At 64.9% G+C, this 16,903-nt stretch carries 20 protein-coding genes; 7 read left to right on the top strand and 13 right to left on the bottom strand.

Features of this window, described 5'->3' with window-relative positions; all coding sequences use genetic code 11:
• Positions 1-27 precede the first annotated feature (27 nt).
• From R2APBS1_RS18550 to R2APBS1_RS18485, 13 genes are all read right to left on the bottom strand, one after another.
• On the bottom strand, positions 28-1,098 hold the full coding sequence (locus R2APBS1_RS18550) for a methyltransferase domain-containing protein (RefSeq protein WP_015449110.1): 1,071 nt from the start codon (positions 1,096-1,098) through the stop codon (positions 28-30).
• Positions 1,095-2,075: an arsenosugar biosynthesis radical SAM (seleno)protein ArsS gene (arsS, locus tag R2APBS1_RS18545; RefSeq protein WP_015449109.1), complete on the bottom strand. Its 981-nt coding sequence runs from the start codon at positions 2,073-2,075 to the stop codon at positions 1,095-1,097. The genes R2APBS1_RS18550 and arsS overlap by 4 nt, the downstream gene beginning before the upstream one ends.
• 209 nt (positions 2,076-2,284) lie before the next feature.
• The gene (locus tag R2APBS1_RS18535) at positions 2,285-4,426 is read right to left on the bottom strand and encodes an FAD-dependent oxidoreductase (protein WP_015449108.1); all 2,142 of its coding nucleotides are present in this window, start codon (positions 4,424-4,426) and stop codon (positions 2,285-2,287) included.
• A gap of 94 nt (positions 4,427-4,520) precedes the next feature.
• The gene (locus tag R2APBS1_RS18530) at positions 4,521-5,030 is read right to left on the bottom strand and encodes an RNA polymerase sigma factor (protein WP_015449107.1); all 510 of its coding nucleotides are present in this window, start codon (positions 5,028-5,030) and stop codon (positions 4,521-4,523) included.
• Positions 5,031-5,172: 142 nt separating this feature from the next.
• Entirely contained in the window at positions 5,173-5,670 is a 498-nt protein-coding gene (locus R2APBS1_RS18525) for a DoxX family protein (RefSeq protein WP_015449106.1), read from the bottom strand.
• Positions 5,667-6,452: an HvfC/BufC N-terminal domain-containing protein gene (locus R2APBS1_RS18520; protein WP_015449105.1), complete on the bottom strand. Its 786-nt coding sequence runs from the start codon at positions 6,450-6,452 to the stop codon at positions 5,667-5,669. Before R2APBS1_RS18520 ends, R2APBS1_RS18525 begins: the two co-directional genes overlap by 4 nt.
• The gene (bufB, locus tag R2APBS1_RS18515; protein WP_015449104.1) at positions 6,427-7,293 is read right to left on the bottom strand and encodes an MNIO family bufferin maturase; all 867 of its coding nucleotides are present in this window, start codon (positions 7,291-7,293) and stop codon (positions 6,427-6,429) included. The genes R2APBS1_RS18520 and bufB overlap by 26 nt, the downstream gene beginning before the upstream one ends.
• Positions 7,294-7,301: 8 nt before the next feature.
• Positions 7,302-7,598, bottom strand: a complete 297-nt coding sequence (locus R2APBS1_RS18510) for a BufA1 family periplasmic bufferin-type metallophore (RefSeq protein ID WP_015449103.1) — start codon at positions 7,596-7,598, stop codon at positions 7,302-7,304.
• Between the two features lie 260 nt (positions 7,599-7,858).
• The gene (locus R2APBS1_RS18505) at positions 7,859-8,575 is read right to left on the bottom strand and encodes a DUF6969 family protein (RefSeq protein WP_041677124.1); all 717 of its coding nucleotides are present in this window, start codon (positions 8,573-8,575) and stop codon (positions 7,859-7,861) included.
• A gap of 342 nt (positions 8,576-8,917) precedes the next feature.
• Positions 8,918-10,291, bottom strand: coding sequence for a patatin-like phospholipase family protein (locus R2APBS1_RS18500; protein WP_231378385.1), 1,374 nt, complete (start codon positions 10,289-10,291; stop codon positions 8,918-8,920).
• 76 nt (positions 10,292-10,367) lie between these two features.
• Positions 10,368-10,649: a DUF427 domain-containing protein gene (locus R2APBS1_RS18495; protein WP_015449099.1), complete on the bottom strand. Its 282-nt coding sequence runs from the start codon at positions 10,647-10,649 to the stop codon at positions 10,368-10,370.
• Between the two features lie 318 nt (positions 10,650-10,967).
• Positions 10,968-11,165 carry a hypothetical protein gene (locus R2APBS1_RS19420; protein WP_015449098.1) on the bottom strand — a complete coding sequence of 66 codons (198 nt, stop codon included), beginning with the start codon at positions 11,163-11,165 and terminating at the stop codon, positions 10,968-10,970.
• Positions 11,166-11,513: 348 nt separating this feature from the next.
• Positions 11,514-12,368: an AraC family transcriptional regulator gene (locus R2APBS1_RS18485; protein ID WP_015449097.1), complete on the bottom strand. Its 855-nt coding sequence runs from the start codon at positions 12,366-12,368 to the stop codon at positions 11,514-11,516.
• A gap of 139 nt (positions 12,369-12,507) precedes the next feature.
• Here R2APBS1_RS18485 and R2APBS1_RS18480 point away from each other — a divergent pair, with 139 nt between their 5' ends.
• The 7 genes from R2APBS1_RS18480 to R2APBS1_RS18450 all read left to right on the top strand — a co-directional run bounded on the left by R2APBS1_RS18480 (position 12,508) and on the right by R2APBS1_RS18450 (position 16,841).
• A complete protein-coding gene (locus R2APBS1_RS18480; protein ID WP_015449096.1) occupies positions 12,508-13,065 on the top strand; it encodes a carboxymuconolactone decarboxylase family protein in 558 nt (185 codons plus the stop codon).
• 115 nt (positions 13,066-13,180) lie between these two features.
• Positions 13,181-13,501: an EthD family reductase gene (locus R2APBS1_RS18475; RefSeq protein WP_007512443.1), complete on the top strand. Its 321-nt coding sequence runs from the start codon at positions 13,181-13,183 to the stop codon at positions 13,499-13,501.
• A gap of 122 nt (positions 13,502-13,623) precedes the next feature.
• Complete coding sequence (locus R2APBS1_RS18470; RefSeq protein WP_007512441.1) at positions 13,624-14,043, top strand: hypothetical protein; 420 nt, start codon at positions 13,624-13,626, stop codon at positions 14,041-14,043.
• Positions 14,030-14,788: a haloacid dehalogenase type II gene (locus R2APBS1_RS18465; RefSeq protein WP_015449095.1), complete on the top strand. Its 759-nt coding sequence runs from the start codon at positions 14,030-14,032 to the stop codon at positions 14,786-14,788. The genes R2APBS1_RS18470 and R2APBS1_RS18465 overlap by 14 nt, the downstream gene beginning before the upstream one ends.
• Entirely contained in the window at positions 14,789-15,343 is a 555-nt protein-coding gene (locus R2APBS1_RS18460) for a peroxidase-related enzyme (RefSeq protein WP_007512437.1), read from the top strand.
• A 249-nt stretch (positions 15,344-15,592) separates the two neighbouring features.
• Complete coding sequence (locus R2APBS1_RS18455) at positions 15,593-15,838, top strand: hypothetical protein (protein ID WP_100224906.1); 246 nt, start codon at positions 15,593-15,595, stop codon at positions 15,836-15,838.
• Positions 15,839-15,980: 142 nt separating this feature from the next.
• Positions 15,981-16,841, top strand: a complete 861-nt coding sequence (locus tag R2APBS1_RS18450) for a sterol desaturase family protein (RefSeq protein WP_015449093.1) — start codon at positions 15,981-15,983, stop codon at positions 16,839-16,841.
• Positions 16,842-16,903: the final 62 nt, after the last annotated feature.

The raw sequence follows: 16,903 nt of genomic DNA, 5'->3' as shown, positions 1-16,903 counted from the left end.
GCGGGATGACAACTGTCCATGAGCATCTCAGCAGCAGCTTGCCGATGTGGTCGTCGCCGCTGCGGCCGGGGCGCAATCGAACAGGCCAAAGTGCCGCTGCTTGTCGCCGTGGAAAAGGAAATGCGCCGCGTAACGACTGCCGGCCAGCATGTCGGCACTGTTGCCGCAGACCCGCAACGACTTGCCGTTTTCGAAAAGGTGATGGTCGTCCAGCACGAACCGGTGCGGATGCGTCGGTATTGTGCCGAGGTAGGTCGCGGACTGGCCGTAGTCCTCGCAGCGATCCTCCAGCGGCAGCTTGAAAGCGCGCCAGGTGATCGACTCGAAATGGGCAAAACCGATCTTTTGCTCGATCGCCTCGTCGGTCAGTGCGATCGGGCCGCGCGCGCACACCCGCGCGTCGGCCACGCCGAGTTCGCCCAGCAGGCGGCGAAAATCCTCCACGTACAGCGCGCCGGCCAGGCATTCACCGAGCAATACCGGATCGGCCCGCAGCTCGCGCGGCAGCCGGCGGTCGCTGTAGACGTCGGAGAAATACAGCTCGCCGCCGGGTTTGAGCACACGCAGGATCTCGGCAAATGCGCGGCGCTTGTCCGGCACCAGGTTCAGCACGCAATTGGATACCACCACATCGACCGACGCGTCAGCAATGCCGATTGCCGCGAGGTCGGCCAGATCGCCCAGATGAAACGTGACATTGGAACGGGTATGTCCAAAGGCCTGCGCGTGAAAGTCGCGATGCCGCTCGGCGACGGCCAGCTGCTGCGCCGTCATGTCGATGCCGATGACATGACCCCGCTCGCCGACCAGCTTCGACATCAGGTAGGCATCGCGGCCACTGCCGCAGCCCAGATCCAGCACCGTCATGCCGTCCAGTGCCGGCGGCAGTGGCGAGCCGCAACCGTAGAAACGGTCGCGCACTTCCGGGTGCAACTGGGCCAGGATCGCGCGCAGGTGTACGGGTATCGCATCGATGCTGCAGCACGCCGTGGTGCGCAAGTCGTTGCTGGACTGCAGGGTTTCGCCGTAATAGCTGCGCACCGCCGATTGCTGTTCTTCGGCAGCGCCGCCGATTTCGTGTTCCAGGTCCATGTTCATGTCAACGATCCTCCACAGGAGCTGCCCGCACCGGCGGTGCAGCCATAACAATGATTGGCAAAGACGATTGGGCCGTGCTCGATGTCCGCCAGCCTGGCGATATCCCACACGCTGCGTTGGCGGCCGCCCAGCGGCAGGTCCAGCGCCTGGTTGAAATCGCAGTCGTACAGCAGGCCGTCCCAGCTCACCGACAGCAGGTTGCGGCACATCACGCCCGGCGCGGCCTGCGGGTTGAACGCTTCGAGCAGGGTGCGCATGTAGGTTTCGTAACGGCCCTCGCGTTCCAGCAGATGCAGGAAGCGCTTGATCGGCATGTTGGTGATGGTGAACAGACGGCTGAACACGATGCCGAAGTGCTCGGCCAGCTCGCGCCGGTAGGTCGTCTCCAGTGCCGCCTGCGCCGGGGGCAAGCTGGCGCCCAGCGGGTTGTAGACCAGATCCAGTTCCAGCCCGGAGCCGGCGTGGCCGTAGCCGAGCGCATTGAGCTGGCGCAGGGCGCGCAGGCTGGGATCGAACACATGCTGACCGCGCTGCTTTTCAACGTTGGCCTTGCTGTAGCACGGCAGCGAAGCGACCACCTTGACGCCCTGCGCGGCCAGGAATTCGGCGGTGTCCTCCTGTCCCGGACGAAACAGCACGGTCAGGTTGCAGCGGTCGATCACGGTCCTGCCCAGCGCCCGCGCCTCGCGCACCAGGGTGCGGAAATGCGGGTTGAGCTCGGGTGCGCCGCCAGTCAGATCCAGCGTGTGCACCGCGGGCGCATGAGCCAGCAGTTCGAGGATGCGATCAACGGTTGCCGCCTGCATGATTTCAGTGCGTTTTGGGCCGGCCTCGACGTGGCAGTGCTGGCAGGCCAGGTCGCACAGCTTGCCGACGTTGACCTGCAGGATTTCCAGCGGCAGGCGCGGCAACGCCAGCCCATGCTCCCGCAGGGAGCGGGCAAACGACGGCAGTGACAAAGAAAGAACAGCGTTCACGTTAGATATGCCTCACTGGTTATGCCTGGGCCATTCGCCAACGATCCGGGTCGATGGTGTCCTGCACGAGTCTCGTCGACGACGCCACAAGACGCTGGAGCAAAGATGTCGACGCGCTCGGCAGCATCGGCTCACTCACCGCCACTACGCCAGGCAGCATCGGAACGGCGAACATATGGAGGTGGACGCTTCGATACATCACTGCAGGCTCACTTCAGCCGCCAGGCGTGATAGCGCGCCAGCCAGCCCAGTACCCGCTCGGGTGCATGCGCCTTCTTCCAGTTGCCGGCGACGTACTTGTTCGCCTCCGCCCAGGTCGGATAGGCGTGGATGGTGCCCAGAATCTTGTTCAGGCCGAGCCCGTGGCGCATGGCCAGCACGAACTCGGCCAGCATCTCGCCGGCATGCTGGCCGACGATGGTCGCGCCGAGGATGCGGTCCTTGCCGGGCAGGGTCAGGATTTTCACGAAACCGTGCGCCTGATCCTCGGTAATGGCGCGATCCAGCTCGTCCAGTTCGTAGCGGGTGACTTCGTAAGCGATCGCCTGTTCCCGCGCCTCGCGCTCGTTGATGCCGACGCGCGCCACCTCGGGATCGACGAAGGTGACGGCCGGAATGACCGAGTAGTCGGCGCGGAAGCGGCGAAACTGGCCAAATAGCGCGTTGACGGTGGCATACCAGGCCTGATGCGCGGCGGTGTGCGTGAACTGGTACGGGCCGGCGACATCGCCGCAGGCATGGATGTTGGGATACAGCGTGGCCAGGTACGCGTCGGTCGGCACCGTGGGCGCGGCAGCGATGCCCAGTGCCTCCAGGCCGAGGCCAGCCGTGCGTGGTTTGCGACCCACCGCCACCAGCAACGTGTCGAAATACAGTTGTACGCGCTGGTCTCCAGCCTCACACACCAGCACATGCCCATCGTCGAGGGGCTCGACGGCTACCGCCTTGTGGCCGATGCGCACGTCCACCCCATCGGCGTTCAGTCGGGCCTGCACGAAGGCGGAGACTTCGTCGTCCTCGCGCAGCAGCAGACGGTCGAAGGCCTCGACCTGGACCACGGCCGAACCCAGCCGCGCAAAGGCCTGCGCCAGCTCGCAACCGATGGGCCCGCCACCGAGTACCAGCAGATGCCGGGGCAGTTCACGCAACTGCCACAGCGTCTCCGAGGTCAGGTAGCCCGAAGCGGCCAGGCCTGGAATCGGAGGCACCAGCGGCTCGGCACCGGAAGCGATCACGATGGCGCGCGTGCTGATCGGCTCGCCGTCGATTTCCACCACCCAGGGCGACACGATGCGCGCGTGGCCGCGCCGCACGTCGACACCCAGTGCACGGTACCGCTCTATCGAATCGTGCGGCGCCACCGTGGCCACCGCCTTCCGCACGCGCTCCATGACCGCCCGGAAATCGATCCGCACCTGGCCCGTCTCCACACCGGCCCGCGCGGCATCACGTGTCTGCGCCGCCATCCGGGCGGCATGGATCAGCGCTTTGGACGGCACGCAGCCGGTGTTGAGGCAATCGCCCCCCATCGCCTGCTTTTCAACCAGCGTGACCTTCGCGCGTACCGTCGCGGCAATGTAAGCACTGACCAGCCCCGCCGAACCCGCGCCGATCACTACCAGGTTGCGGTCGAATCGCTTCGGTTTCGGCCAGCGCCCATAGGCCCGGCGGGCTTTCATGCGGGCGACGATCCATCGTGACAGCAGCGGAAATACGCCAAGCAGCGCAAGCGATCCGAGCATCCGGGGCGACAGGACACCCGACATGGATTGCAGCGCGGCCAACTGCGTACCCGCATTGACGAAGACCACCGTCGCCGCCAGCATGCCGACCTGGCTGACCAGGTAGAACGTGCGCGTTGGCAGCATGGTCAGCCCCATCAGCAGGTTGACCGCGAAGAAGGGAATCGCCGGAACCAGCCGCAGCGTGAACAGGTACAACCCGCCTTCGCGCCGGATGCCTTCGTTGATCGCGTGCAGGCGTTTGCCGAAGTGCCGCTGCACGGCGTCGCGGAACACGAGGCGGCTGGCCAGGAACGCCAGTGTCGCTCCGATGCTGGAGGCAAAAGATACGAGCAACGTGCCCTCCAGCAGCCCGAACAAGGCGCCGCCCGCGAGCGTCAGCAACGTCGCGGCGGGGAGCGAAAAGGCCGCAAACGCCACGTACACAAGAAAGAAGGCCGCCGCGAGGGATACCGGATGGGCCTGGCGATAGCCATCCAGCGCGTGCTGCCGGACCTTCAGCGCCTCCAGACTGAACTGATGCTGCAGGCCCAGTGCGAAGAAGGCGGCTACCACGCCAAGCAGCCCGACGAGAATCAGTGACCGGATGAGCGTGGTCTTGTTTTTCATGCGTCGAATGACCGGGGGAAACCGAATGGCGTCAACACAACCGACCGGCGCTCATGGAGCTCTCCGCCATGCGCTGGGGCCGGCGCAGGGCAACTCAATCCTTCAGATACTCCTGGACCATCTGGCGACCACGGTGAATGCGGCTCTTCACTGCCTGGCGCGTCAGCAGCAGCCGGTCGGCGATCTCGCTAATCGAAAATTCCTCGAAATCGCGCAGGATGATCGCCTCGCGATACTTGTCCGGCAACGACTGGATGGCGGCCGCCAGATCGCGGCGCAGATCGAAGCGGTCGGTGTAAGTGAAAATGGGGTGATCCGACTCCGGCAGTTCGACCTGCCCGCGCATTGAACGCAGCAACCGCTGGCATTCCCGTCGTACGATCGAAAACGTCCACGCCGGGAACGCAGCGATCGTGCGCAACGCGCCAATGCGTCGGTAGATCAACAGCAGTGATTCCTGCACCGCGTCGTCCGGATCCACGCTGCTCGCGCATTGCGACTGGGCGATACGGCGCAGGCCGGGACGGCACAAAGTCAACAGCTTCTCCACGGCAGCGAGGTCGCCCTGACGTGCGGATTCCAGCAGTATGGGGTCATGTTGCATGGGGCACCTCGCGATGGCAGCTCGATGATGTGGTGCAGGAATGGTCCTACCACATTCACCCTATTAGAGGGAACCAACACCCGAAAGGATTCAAAATCGACGTCGAGCCGCCACGCCGCGGTGAAACGCATCCGGGCCTGGCCTAAAGAGCCGGGCGGCGACCGTTGGGCCAGAACCTCACCAGCCACCGGTCGAGCGACAGGGTGCCCGGCCCCCATGCCACGAGGGCCAGCAGCATCAGGGCCCATATCTTGTGGTCGTTGAAATCGCTACCCATCAGCCCGGTCCAGAAACCGTGCGGCCACAGATCGGGATAGGAAGTCACCGCCATGATGTTGTAGATGAACAAGAACGCGGCGGTGAGTCGCCCGCCCAGCCCCAACAGGAGGAACCAGGGCAGGATCAACTCGATCCAGGTGCCGAGGAATGCCGCAGCGTCGCCGGACAGCAGCGGCACGTGATACTCGTTGTTGAACAGGTAGGACGTGCCGGAGGGATCTTCGAACTTCACCACACCGGCCCGCCAGAACGCCAACGCCACCCAGACCCGGAACAACAGCAGGGCCAGCGGCCCCAGCCCCGAAAACACGTGGACGAGTCGCCCATAGTGATCCCCTGTCCAGGCAAGAAACTTGTTCATGTCCCGCTCTCCTCGTCGATAAATGCCACGATCAACCCCTGCGCAAGCAGATCCCGCAGGCAGGGTTCCAGGTCGAAGTCGTCGTCCACCCCGGATGCCACCCGACAAGCCGACGCCATATCACGCCCATCGGCCAACGCCTCGATGCAGCGGAAGGTGGCCGGATCGACGGTCGTCATCGCCACGTCGCCGCCGTCGCGCCACAGCAGCACATGTTCGCCGTTGCCCTCGAGTTTCAGTGCTGGTCCATCCGGCATCCGGCACCAGTGCCAGATCGTCAATACGGCGTGATCGCTGCGCAGCCTCTGCAGGCTCGGATGCAGGCGGACGCGCAGCCGGTCCGGCGCCACCGCGGCCGCGTCGGCACTCATGGCAGCACTGACGGGCACGGCATCGGGTGCCAGGGCAGCGACCTGGCGCAACCAGTCCAGGCGCGCCACATCCGCCAGATAGCCCAGCGCCTGCACCTCCGGCATGGTGGCGATGAACCCGGCCAGCGAACCGCCGAACTGCTGCAGGTTGCCGCAGGTCGAAGGGTGCTGCAGTCGATAGCGCTCTGCCATGGCCTCGAAAAACGCCTCGCCGACCAGGGCCAGCACGGTGGGATAACTGTCGCGCAAGGCCGCCGTCAGGGTTCCGGCCACCGCGTGCCGGTAGATACGCAATCGCGCCGAAGGCTCGAGTCCGCCACCATCGACCCACGCTGCCGCAGCGTCGCCTCGCCCCAGCAGGGCGTCGACGAAACCTCGCTGCAGCTCATGCAATCGCGGTGCGGCAGGCATGCAGCCTCTCCTCGGCCCGGCCGGCTTCGGCCAGCAGAACTTCCAGCTCGGGAATGTCCTGATCCCATTCGATCAACGTAGGCTGCGCACCGCACAGCTCCAGCGCCTCGCCGTAAAGGGCCCAGACTTCGTCGGCCACCGGCCGGCTATGGCTGTCGATCAGCAAGGGAACGGGCAGATGTCCCTTCCGGATGAAACCGGCCAGGTGCATTTCGCGCACTGATGCATGCGGCATCGCACGCAGGTAGTCGTGCGGGTCGAACCCGTGGTTGATACTGTTGACGTAGATGTTGTTCACGTCCAGCAGCAGCCCGCAACCGCTGCGACGAACCAATTCCGCCACAAACGCGGACTCCGGCATGTCCGCGTCGCGAAAGCCCAGATAGCTCGACACGTTCTCTACCAGGAACTCGCGCCCCAGCGCCTCCTGTACCTGCGACACCCGCGAAACCATCAGCGCCAGCGCTTCCTCGGTGAAGGGCAATGGCAGCAATTCGTTCATGTGCGCGCCGCCAAACGCCCCCCAGCAAATATGGTCGGAAACCAGCGCCGGTTCGTAGCGGTCAACCAGTCTGCGCAAGGTGGCGAGATGCGCCTGGTCGAGGGCATCGGCCGAGCCCAATGACAAGCCGACGCCGTGCAGGCTCAGCGGATAGTCGGCACGAATGCGCTCCAACGCGGCGTGCATGGCGCCACCTGCGCCGAAATAGTTCTCGCTGTGCACCTCGAACCAGGCTACGGGCGGCCGTTCGGCCAGCACGCGTTCAATGTGGGGGGCGCGCAACCCGATCCCGGCAGCCGCCGGGACCGGTCGCTGCACGAAGGGCAGCACAGGGTTCATCGCGTTGCTCAGCCCTTGTCGGCCGGACTGGTCGAGCCGCCGTCGATCTTCTCGCACAGACCGGCCGGCACCGCGACGAACGCGTTCGGGTCGCGCGCCTTGCTGTCCTGGCCGGCGCAGGAATGCCCCGGCGACTTGCAGTCGTTCTTGTGGGCCGCATTGATGCCGTAGCACTTGGTCATGCCCATGTCGCCGGCTTTCGCGCCGCCGGCACCGGCAGGTGCCGGCGCAGCAGTGGCCATCGCGGCGACGCCGAGCGTCAGGGCGCCGACCAGGGCCGTTTTCAGCAGGTTCTGGCTGTTCATGATGCGCATCTCCGTAGAGTGAACCGGATCTTTCCGGCAACCCATAGAGCACCTGATCAGGCGAAAGGATTCATTCGCCCGGAACCCGGTTCGCCGTGCACTCGCGGATCGGATGCATCGGTTCGAATGCCGCGCACTTTGCGGGAGCCGCAAGTCGACCCATGGGGGCCCATCGCGACGGTCCCCGCGGACGCCGCAAACGATCGAAGCGATTCCGCCGCCCGCGGCGACCCGCCCCTCGTCGCCTCGGTCCGACGGCGCTACGCGTTGAGCTTCGCGTCAAGCGCGATGGCCTGGTGAGAGAGGATTTCCAGCCGGGTATCCTCGAGTACCGCGCGCCCTTTCCAGGCGGACAGCATCGTGTCACGCGCGCCGAGGAGCATGCGGATCTCGTCCATGCAGAGCGCGACGACGCACTCCAGCACGGTGTCGATCGCATCATGGCCGGTGCGCAGGTGCATGTCGGCGAGGATCCGCGCGGTGCCGGAGGCGCTGAGCATCAGGTCGCCGGTGACCCAGCTATTGACCGTGAACAGGCTGACCGGAAGCCCCTTGGCATCCATCCCGACGGCCAGCAGGTGCCGCGTGGCGACCTGCCTGCCGGGGTTGCCTGTCAAGGCCGCAAAGGCCCGCTCCGCCTTTGACTGCATGCGCCGGGACCAGAGTGGGCGGCGGGCAAAAAGGTGGAAATGGCCGTGCTCGGCAGCCTCCGGCCGATCCTCCGGCGAATGCGAGTGGTAGAACCACTGGTAGCCGCCGTCCGGGTCGATCGAATCGTCCTCGGGATAATGCTGCCACTGGCGAGGCACCTGGCCCCCGAGCAGATCGTGCAGCAGGTGTTCGCCGCGAGTCGCGAGTACCGCGTACGTGTCGAGCAAGCGCCGGCCGGCGAGCCCTGTCCGGCGCGCGGCCGGGTTCGGCGATCGCCGGCCAGGCGCGGAGGCCATCAGTGCTGGGCCGCACACTTCGGTGCACATTTCGGTGCACATTTCGGTGCACACTTTTGGGCACCGCACTTCGCGTGCATGGAGGCATGCTTCTTCAAGGCGTGGTGCTTGTTCGGAGCACACTTGCCTGCGCACTTCGCGCCGCACGCGGCCATGCCAGACGCGGGATGGCAGGTTTCCTGGGCGCCGCCCATGCTGGTCGCCGCAACAGGAAGGGCGACGATGGCGGCGGTCAAGGCGGCCAGCGAAGCCAGCTTCAAGGAATTTTTCATAGGAATCTCCAGGTTGAGGTATCGGAACAAGGCAGAGACTTTTGGGTCTCGAAGGAGAGAGGCGGCCTTGCGACGAAAAGATTCAAACCTCGAACGAACGTCAATGCTCGTCGCGCCGCATATCCCGCAGGAACGACTGGAACTCCGGTGACTCTCCGAGCAACTGCCCCGCCAGGGCGCGCAGGGCATCAACCTGGGTGGAGCGCAGATGAAAGGCAGTCGGCATCGCATTGAAGCGCTGCCGCTCGGCGGGGTCGGCGATCTGGTTGAACGTCAGTACGGCGAAATCGACCTTGACCCCGGGTTCGCCCGGTGGGCGCGTGGCACTGACGTGCCGGGCCCACATCAGGAAGCCATTCTTGGCGAGGGAGACGGTTTCGGTGTTGAGAATGCCCAGTGACGCATCGAATGAGGCACGCATCGTATTGATCAGACCCGGTGCGCGACCCTCCACTGACCACGCATAGGGCGCGTAGACCTGCGCGTTGGCGACGATGACCAGGACGTGTCGCACGCGGCGAAGTTGTTCCGGCGTGAACGCACCCGCCATGTTCGGCACATCACCATATTGCGCGACAGGGCTCATCATCGAACCACGCACGCCGAGGTTGTCGGTCACGCCGCCATCGGCGAGGCGCAGGATCGGCATCTGCTGCGGATCGCCGTAGCGCAAAAGCGCGCGGGCTACGGCATAGCGACGGTCCAGCATGTCGTCATGCGCCAGTGACTGGGTCACCCACGACTGGTGGCGTTGCGGGCAATCGGGGTAATTGCGCAGGGCGATCGGCGCAAACAGCCCCGGTACGGCGGCCGACGCCATCACCGCGTTGGCCACCGGATAGGTGGACAGATCCGAGCACAGGAAATCGAACTGCTGCTGGATGAAGGAAAACGTCGTGGCGTTGTTCAGGTCGCTCGCGTTGAGGATGATCATCGGCAATCCGGCCGGCGACATATCGGCGAAGGTCTTCCCTTCGAGCAAAGTGCGATCGAGGTAGGCGGCCACCAGGTCGCTGCGACTGTAATGGCGACCGGCGATCGATAGCAGGTGATCGGGGCGCCACAGCAGGCCCAGCAGCTCGCCCTGCCAGTCGCGGTACAGAAACCGGAACCGGAAGTCGCGGAAGATGCGGTCGCCGAACAGTCCGTAGTAAGCCGCCGTATAGCTCCCGCCGGAAACCGACGTGATCACGTCCACCAGATTCAGCAGGGGCGTCCGCTGCCCTCCTGCCATCACCTCGGTATCGCGCAATTTTTCCAGCACGCCATAGCTGAAGGCGGCCGCACGGGTACCGCCGCCGGAAAAGGCGAGTACGACGAAGGTATCGCGGATGGCGTGCGGAAAGCGCGTCCCGAACTCGTAGCGATCCTCCACTCCGACCGGCTTGATCCGGGTATTCCACGTGCGCGTCGCGCAACCCGTCGGCCCGGCCAGGAGCAAGCCGAGCAACAAGAGTCTGGACAGGCCGCGCAACAAGTCATGCGTCGCGTCCCTCGTGGCAGGCCCTTCACCTGAATCCGCCATGATGCCCCCTTGCGCATGTCCCCTTTCAGGACTGCACCTTGACCCCTCGCCAGAACGCGACGTGACCGCGGATTTCGGCAGCCGCCGGTTTCGGGGCCGGGTAGTACCAGGCCGCGTCGGAGTTGATGTCACCCTCGACGATGACATCCAGGTAACTGGCCGTGCCTTTCCAGTGGCACACCGAATGGTGGTCGCTTTCGCGAAAGTTTTCCCGCTTGAGCGATTCGCGCGGGAAGTAGTGGTTGCCCTCGACCACGATCGTATGGGCGCTTTCTGCAATGACGGTGTTTTTCCACACTGCACGCATGACGCTTCTCCTCGTTGACGGCGCACCACTCGGCGCCCACGGTCCACTGCTGGATGGCATATGCACCTTGATCCTTCCCGGCAACGCCAGGCGCACCCGTACTTCCGACGAACGCAACCACCCTCAAATCAGATCGGAAGATTCCTGCGCCGGCAGCATACCGGCCGGCAGGCGAGTAATCCGAAGGATGGCCCTCGCCACCCGATCGCCAGGCGAAGCCTGCTTCGTAGAGTCGACGGGCAGGCAAAAGGATTCACCACGGCGGGCAGATCACGAAGAATCTTCACGTATCGACGCCGCGACGGTTCATGCGTTTCGTCACGGCGTCTTCATGTCCACGCCGACCAGCAGCATCGTCTCGCCGAGATTCGGCTTCCGCGTGCCGCCGTTGGAGACATGCCTTATCAGGATGGCGAAGCCGTGCCGGGACCAGCCCAACGAGCTCACAAATTGCTGAGTGCTGCTCAAGGCTTTCGTCTGTGGCGTCGCTGCCCCCAGCTGAAAGCTGAAAAACATGTGGTGCCAGAGCTCCGGCAGACGAATGCCTGCCGCAGCAACCCAGACACTGCGGTCGAAATCTCCCCCCTTGGTACCGGCGGGCCGCCACGTAGGAGAGCCCCATGTCGGGCTGCACTTCGAGGCCTTTCCATGAGCGCGTGGCACCCAGTCCATCGTGCATCGAGCATCCGGCCCTGCCAGCACGATCAGACGACCCACGATGGGCGAGGGCGTGCACGGCGGGTCCGGTAGGCTCGGAATTCACTGCCCGTGAGCACGGGGGGATGGCGGTGAACTCCCTCTGCCGCTGTGCAACGCTCTCACCCGCATAGAGCAGGCAAACCGCCCATCGGATTCATTGGCGTCTCACGACGACCGCGAGGCGCCCGGCGAACGCCCGTGGATGCGCTTGAAGGCGCGACTGAACGCGGCCTCCGTCGCATAGCCGGCGATCACCGCCGCCTCGGCCACGCTGACGCCACGCTCGGCCAGCGCCGACTGTGCCTGCTGCATGCGCAGGCCGGTGACGTAGTCCATGGGGGTGACCCCGACCGCCTGGACAAACCGCCGCGCGAACGCGGCTCGCGACAGATGTGCGGTGTCGGCGAGAGCGGCAACCGTCCAGGGGTGCTGCGGATCATGATGCACGGCCAGCAGCGACGCACCCAGGGAAGGATCGGACATCGCGCTCAACAACCCCCGTTCCACGGTACCCGAGGTCACGCACTGTCGCAGTGCGTACATGAACAGCGCATCGGACAGCTTGTCCATCAGCAGCATGGCGCCGGGGCCGTTCTGCTCGGCCTCGGCGATGATCAACTGCAGCAGCGCCGCCGGCGCTCCGGACGCCATATCCTCCGGCGTCGGGTGGTGTCGAAGCAGCATCTGTGCCGGCAATGAAGCCAGCAACACTTCGGCCAGTGGCGAGTCAAACTCGAAGTAACCGCACAACAGCAGCGTGGCGACGGTGTCGTCAGCGTCACGCGGAGCGATCAGGCAGTGGTCCTGTGGGCGGATGAACAACACCGCGTCGCCGGCCTGCAGCGCCACGTCGGCCGTGCCATCGTCCGTGCGCAGCACACAGGAGCCACCAGCCACCAGATGGAACATCGCCTTGCGCTCGTACTCAGCGTCGAGGGTCCACTGCCCACAATGGGCAGTCCGATGAAACACGCGTGTCTGCAGGCGCAGATGGCGCATCAATTCGCTCAGTTCGTCCACGCCAGCTCCAGATCAAGACGCAGGGACAAGCATGCGCGCGCTGCGGGCATGGCTGCCGCCCCGGCCGGTTGTCAAAGTATGCCCGGGGCCGACGCGACATCCGATCGGCCGCACATCCAACCACCAAGGAGTATGACCCATGAGCGAATTCACCTTGCAAACTCCCGACACGGCTCCCGGGGCGGCGCGCGCGCTGCTGCAGGGCGCGCAAAAGCAGATGGGCTTCGTGCCCAACCTGTATGCCAACCTCGCCAATGCGCCAGCGGCGCTGGAGGCCTATTTCGGCCTGTCTTCGCAGTTCGACAAGACGTCATTCAACCCGGTGGAACGCCAGGTGGTGCTGCTGACCGCCAGCGTGGAGAACGGCTGTGAATTCTGCGTCGCCGCCCACTCGATGATCGCGCGCAAGATGGCCAAGGCTCCCGATGACGTCGTCGATGCGTTGCGAAACCGCACCACGGTGCCGGACGCGCGGCTGCAGGCGCTGTCCTCGTTCACCCGCAGCATGGTGAAGGAGCGCGGCTGGGTCGCGGGGGCGCCGCTGGAAGCCTTTCTCAAGGCCGGGTTCACCCATCAGCAGGCGCTCGAAGTCGTGCTGGGCGTCAGCATGAAGACGCTGAGCAACTACGCCAACCACCTGACCGGGACCTTGACCAACAAGGAATTCTCCGGCGAAGCCTGGCATCGCCCAGCGTAAGCGCGGTACCCGAACGACGTTATGTGGACGGGTCGGTCAACCCGATCGCCACCACTCCGATCAGGGCAGTGCCATCCACACGTGCCGCACTGCCCGCCCTTCCTGGGAAGCACGAATGATCAAAGCAAGCGTGATGTACCCGTACGCCCCTGGAGCCAGGTTCGACCATGCGTACTACCGCGAGACACACATGCCCCTCGTGAAGCGCCGCATGGGCGAGAGCTGCAGGTACTACTCGATCGACAAGGGGCTGGCCGGCGGATCGCCCGATACGGCACCGACCTATCTCGGCATGAGCCACATCTTCTGCGACTCGGTGGAGGCGTTCCAGAACGGCTTCGGGCCGCACGCCGCCGAACTCCTGGAAGACCTGCGCAACTTCACCGATATTGCTCCGGTGATCCAGATCAGCGAAGTCCTGGTGGAGCGGGGCTAGGAAGACCGTTCCACCCGGTGGAATCAGGCATCACGCGCAAAAAGCGGCTATCGGGGTGCCCGGCAACGAAGCCGTGCTCCGCCGCACTCCACCGATACATCCACCTGCCGAGGAGCCATTCCGTGAACTCCACGAATCGTCTGAGCTTGTCGCTGCTTGGGTTGCGGCTGACAGTGTTCCTGGTGATGCTGATGTGGGCCCTGGACAAGTTCATCCGTCCCGAGCACGCCGCCGGTGTATTCGAGCGCTTCTACGCCATGGCGGGACTAGGCGCCTCGGCGTTCACCATCCTGGGTGCGCTTGAACTGTTGCTCCTGCTGGCCTTCGTCATCGGGGTTTTGCGCCGTTTCTCCTATGGCGCCGTAATGCTCTTGCACGCGGGCTCCACGCTGTCGTCGTGGCACCAGTACCTGCATCCCCACGAAGGCGCCAACCTGCTGTTCTTCACGGCGTGGCCCATGCTGGCAGCGTGCGTGGCGCTGTACCTGCTGCGCGACAGCGATGGGTTTACCGTCGACGGTGCCCGCCATGCCCATCCATGACCACGATATTCCTGACGTACAGAGGGTGGACACGGCACCTCCGGCCATCGCGGTCTTCGACGCCTACGGAACCCTGTTCGACGTGCATTCGGCCATGGCCCGCCTGGCCGGGATCGTTGGCCCGGACGCCGAACGCATATCAACGTTGTGGCGACAGAGGCAGCTTGAATACAGCTGGACGCGTAGTCTGATGGGGCGGTACGCCGATTTCTGGCAGGTCACCGAGGAGGCGCTCGACTATGCATTGGCCTCGTTCGGTCGCCGCGACAGCGTGGTTCGGCAAGCTTTGCTCGACGCCTACCGGAAGCTGGATGCTTATCCGGACGTGCGCGAGGCGCTCGGCGCCTGTCGTCGCCTGGGGTTGCTCGTGGCGGTATTTTCCAATGCCACCACGGCCATGCTGAACACGGCGCTGACTGCGGCCGGTCTCGATGATCTGGTCGACATCGTTTACTCGGTGCATGCACTGGAGATGTTCAAGCCCGATGCGCGGGCCTACGCCGCAGCCGCGAAGGCGTTCGGGGCAGTCCCGTCATCCATCGCATTCCATTCGTCCAACGGCTGGGATGCGGCCGGTGCCGCATCGTGCGGATGGCGCGCACTCTGGATCAACCGCGCCGGACTGCCGCGGGAATACCCCTGGATGGATGTGCCGGCGGTGTCCGGCCTTGGTCAGGCATTGGCACGTATCGAGGCCTCGACCGCCGTCGATGCCATCCGCAACACCGGACAAAAGGACGCCTGAATGGGCTGGATCAGCGAAATCCCCGACAGCGAAGCGCAAGGCCCGCTGCGGCAGACCTATGATGCCGTGAAGGCGCGGCGCGGCAAGGTGGCACGTATCCTCGGCGTGCACAGCCTCGACCCGGGTGGGCTGCAGCACCATCTCGATCTCTACATGCACCTGATGTTCTCGGCCGGTCCGTTGAGCCGGCGCGAGCGTGAGGCCATCGCGGTCACGGTTTCGGCCGCCAACGGCTGCGCCTACTGCGTGGCGCACCATCTGGAGGCGCTTCGATGCTACGAGAAGGACGAAGGGATACTGGCTACGGTGCGCGACGCGCCGGATCGGCTCGCTGCGCCGCGGCTGCGCGCGATGCTGCTTTACGCGCGCAGGCTCACCGTCTCTCCCTCGACGATGGACGAGGAACAGGTAGGCGCGTTGCGCGCCGAAGGTCTGACCGACGCGGAAATACTGCGCATCAACCTGGTCACCGCCTATTTCAATTTCGTCAACCGGATCGCGTTGGGTCTGGGTGTCGAAGCCGACGCGCAAGAGGTTGCAGGTTACGCCAGATGAGAGCATCGCCCGCCGCCGGCGTACGGCCCCCTGATGCCCCGCGGGGCGCACCGTTCCCCGATCGGCACGCCCCGCCCTGAGCTGGCGGCTGTGGCCCGGAACACGGAAAATGTTCCGCCAACGACATGTCGATCCGGAGGAATACTGCATGATGTCCGACCGCCTTCCGGTTCCGCCGCCGCCATGGCCGCTCGGCCACGTCGTGCCATCGCGCATCGTTCCGTGGCGGACCGCCGGATGAACAGGATCATGGTCACCCTGCGCCGAACCCGGGCAATCGTGCGGCATCCGCCCCATCTGAAACGAACCTGCATGGTGGCTCTGCTCGTCGGGATCTGGCTGAGCGCTTTCAATGTCGGTGGGCAGCTGCTGGCCGGGCCTTGGGATCTGCCGCTGGCGATCAAGATCGCCATGAATGTATTGACTCCGTTTACCGTTGCCAACCTCGGCCTGGTCTCTCGACAGGTCGGATCAGAATCCGACGAGGCCGGGTGACCTCGTCGCGAAAATCGGGATCCACATGCACGGGGCTGGCCGCACGGCACATGCCATCCACCCTGCCCAGCCGGCAGGCGAGACGCCGGGGCCAATCGGGGCGAAACCGATTCGCCGGACCTTCTGATCGGAGCTCCCAACCATGACCCGATTTCTGCTCATCCACGAACCCGCGATCCGGCTCGGCGCCTTTTTCGGCATCTTCGCCGTGATGGCGCTGTGGGAAGCGCTGGCGCCAAGGCGACGCCAAGCCATCGGCCGATGGAAGCGCTGGCCCGGCAATCTGGGCATCGTCGTGCTCGACAGCGTGTTCGTGCGGCTGATTTTCCCCACCGCGGCGGTCGGTGTCGCCTTGTTTGCCACCGCCCATGGCGGAGGGTTGCTTCAGGCGATCGGAGTATCCGACGGGCTGGCTCTGGTCTCGGCCGTACTGCTGCTGGATCTGGCCGTCTATCTGCAGCACGTGATGTTTCACGCAGTGCCGCTCTTGTGGCGACTGCACCGGGTGCACCACACCGACCTCGAATTCGACCTGACCACCGGCGCACGTTTCCACCCGTTCGAGATCGTGCTTTCCTTGGTCATCAAGCTAGGCGTGATCGCGGCGCTGGGCGCGCCGGCAGTGGCCGTGCTGGCTTTTGAAGTGCTGCTCAATGCCACCTCCATGTTCAACCACGGCAACGTTCGCCTGCCGCAGCGGCTGGACGGCGTGCTGCGCTGGCTTCTCGTCACGCCGGACATGCACCGCGTGCACCATTCCTGGCATCCGCACGAGACCAACTCCAACTTCGGCTTCAACCTGCCCTGGTGGGATCGCCTCTTCGGCACCTATTGCGCCCAGCCGCAGGACGGCCAGATCGGCATGACGATAGGCATCAATCAATTCCGCGACCCGTGCGAGTTGCGGTTGGACCGCATGCTTTGGCAGCCATTCCGCGGGCCGGTGCACAGCTATCCGATCAATGCCCGGCCAGAGCGCACCGACGGTATGTATAAGCCGTAGTCGACATCGGCACGGCGTTCCATACCCGACGCAGCAGATCTGATTGCGTCCGCCAGATACCG

The organism is Rhodanobacter denitrificans (genome assembly GCF_000230695.2).
Classification (GTDB): domain Bacteria; phylum Pseudomonadota; class Gammaproteobacteria; order Xanthomonadales; family Rhodanobacteraceae; genus Rhodanobacter; species Rhodanobacter denitrificans.
The sequence above is the reverse complement of the archived record's forward strand: the minus strand, read 5'-3'. Positions and strand labels throughout refer to the sequence as shown.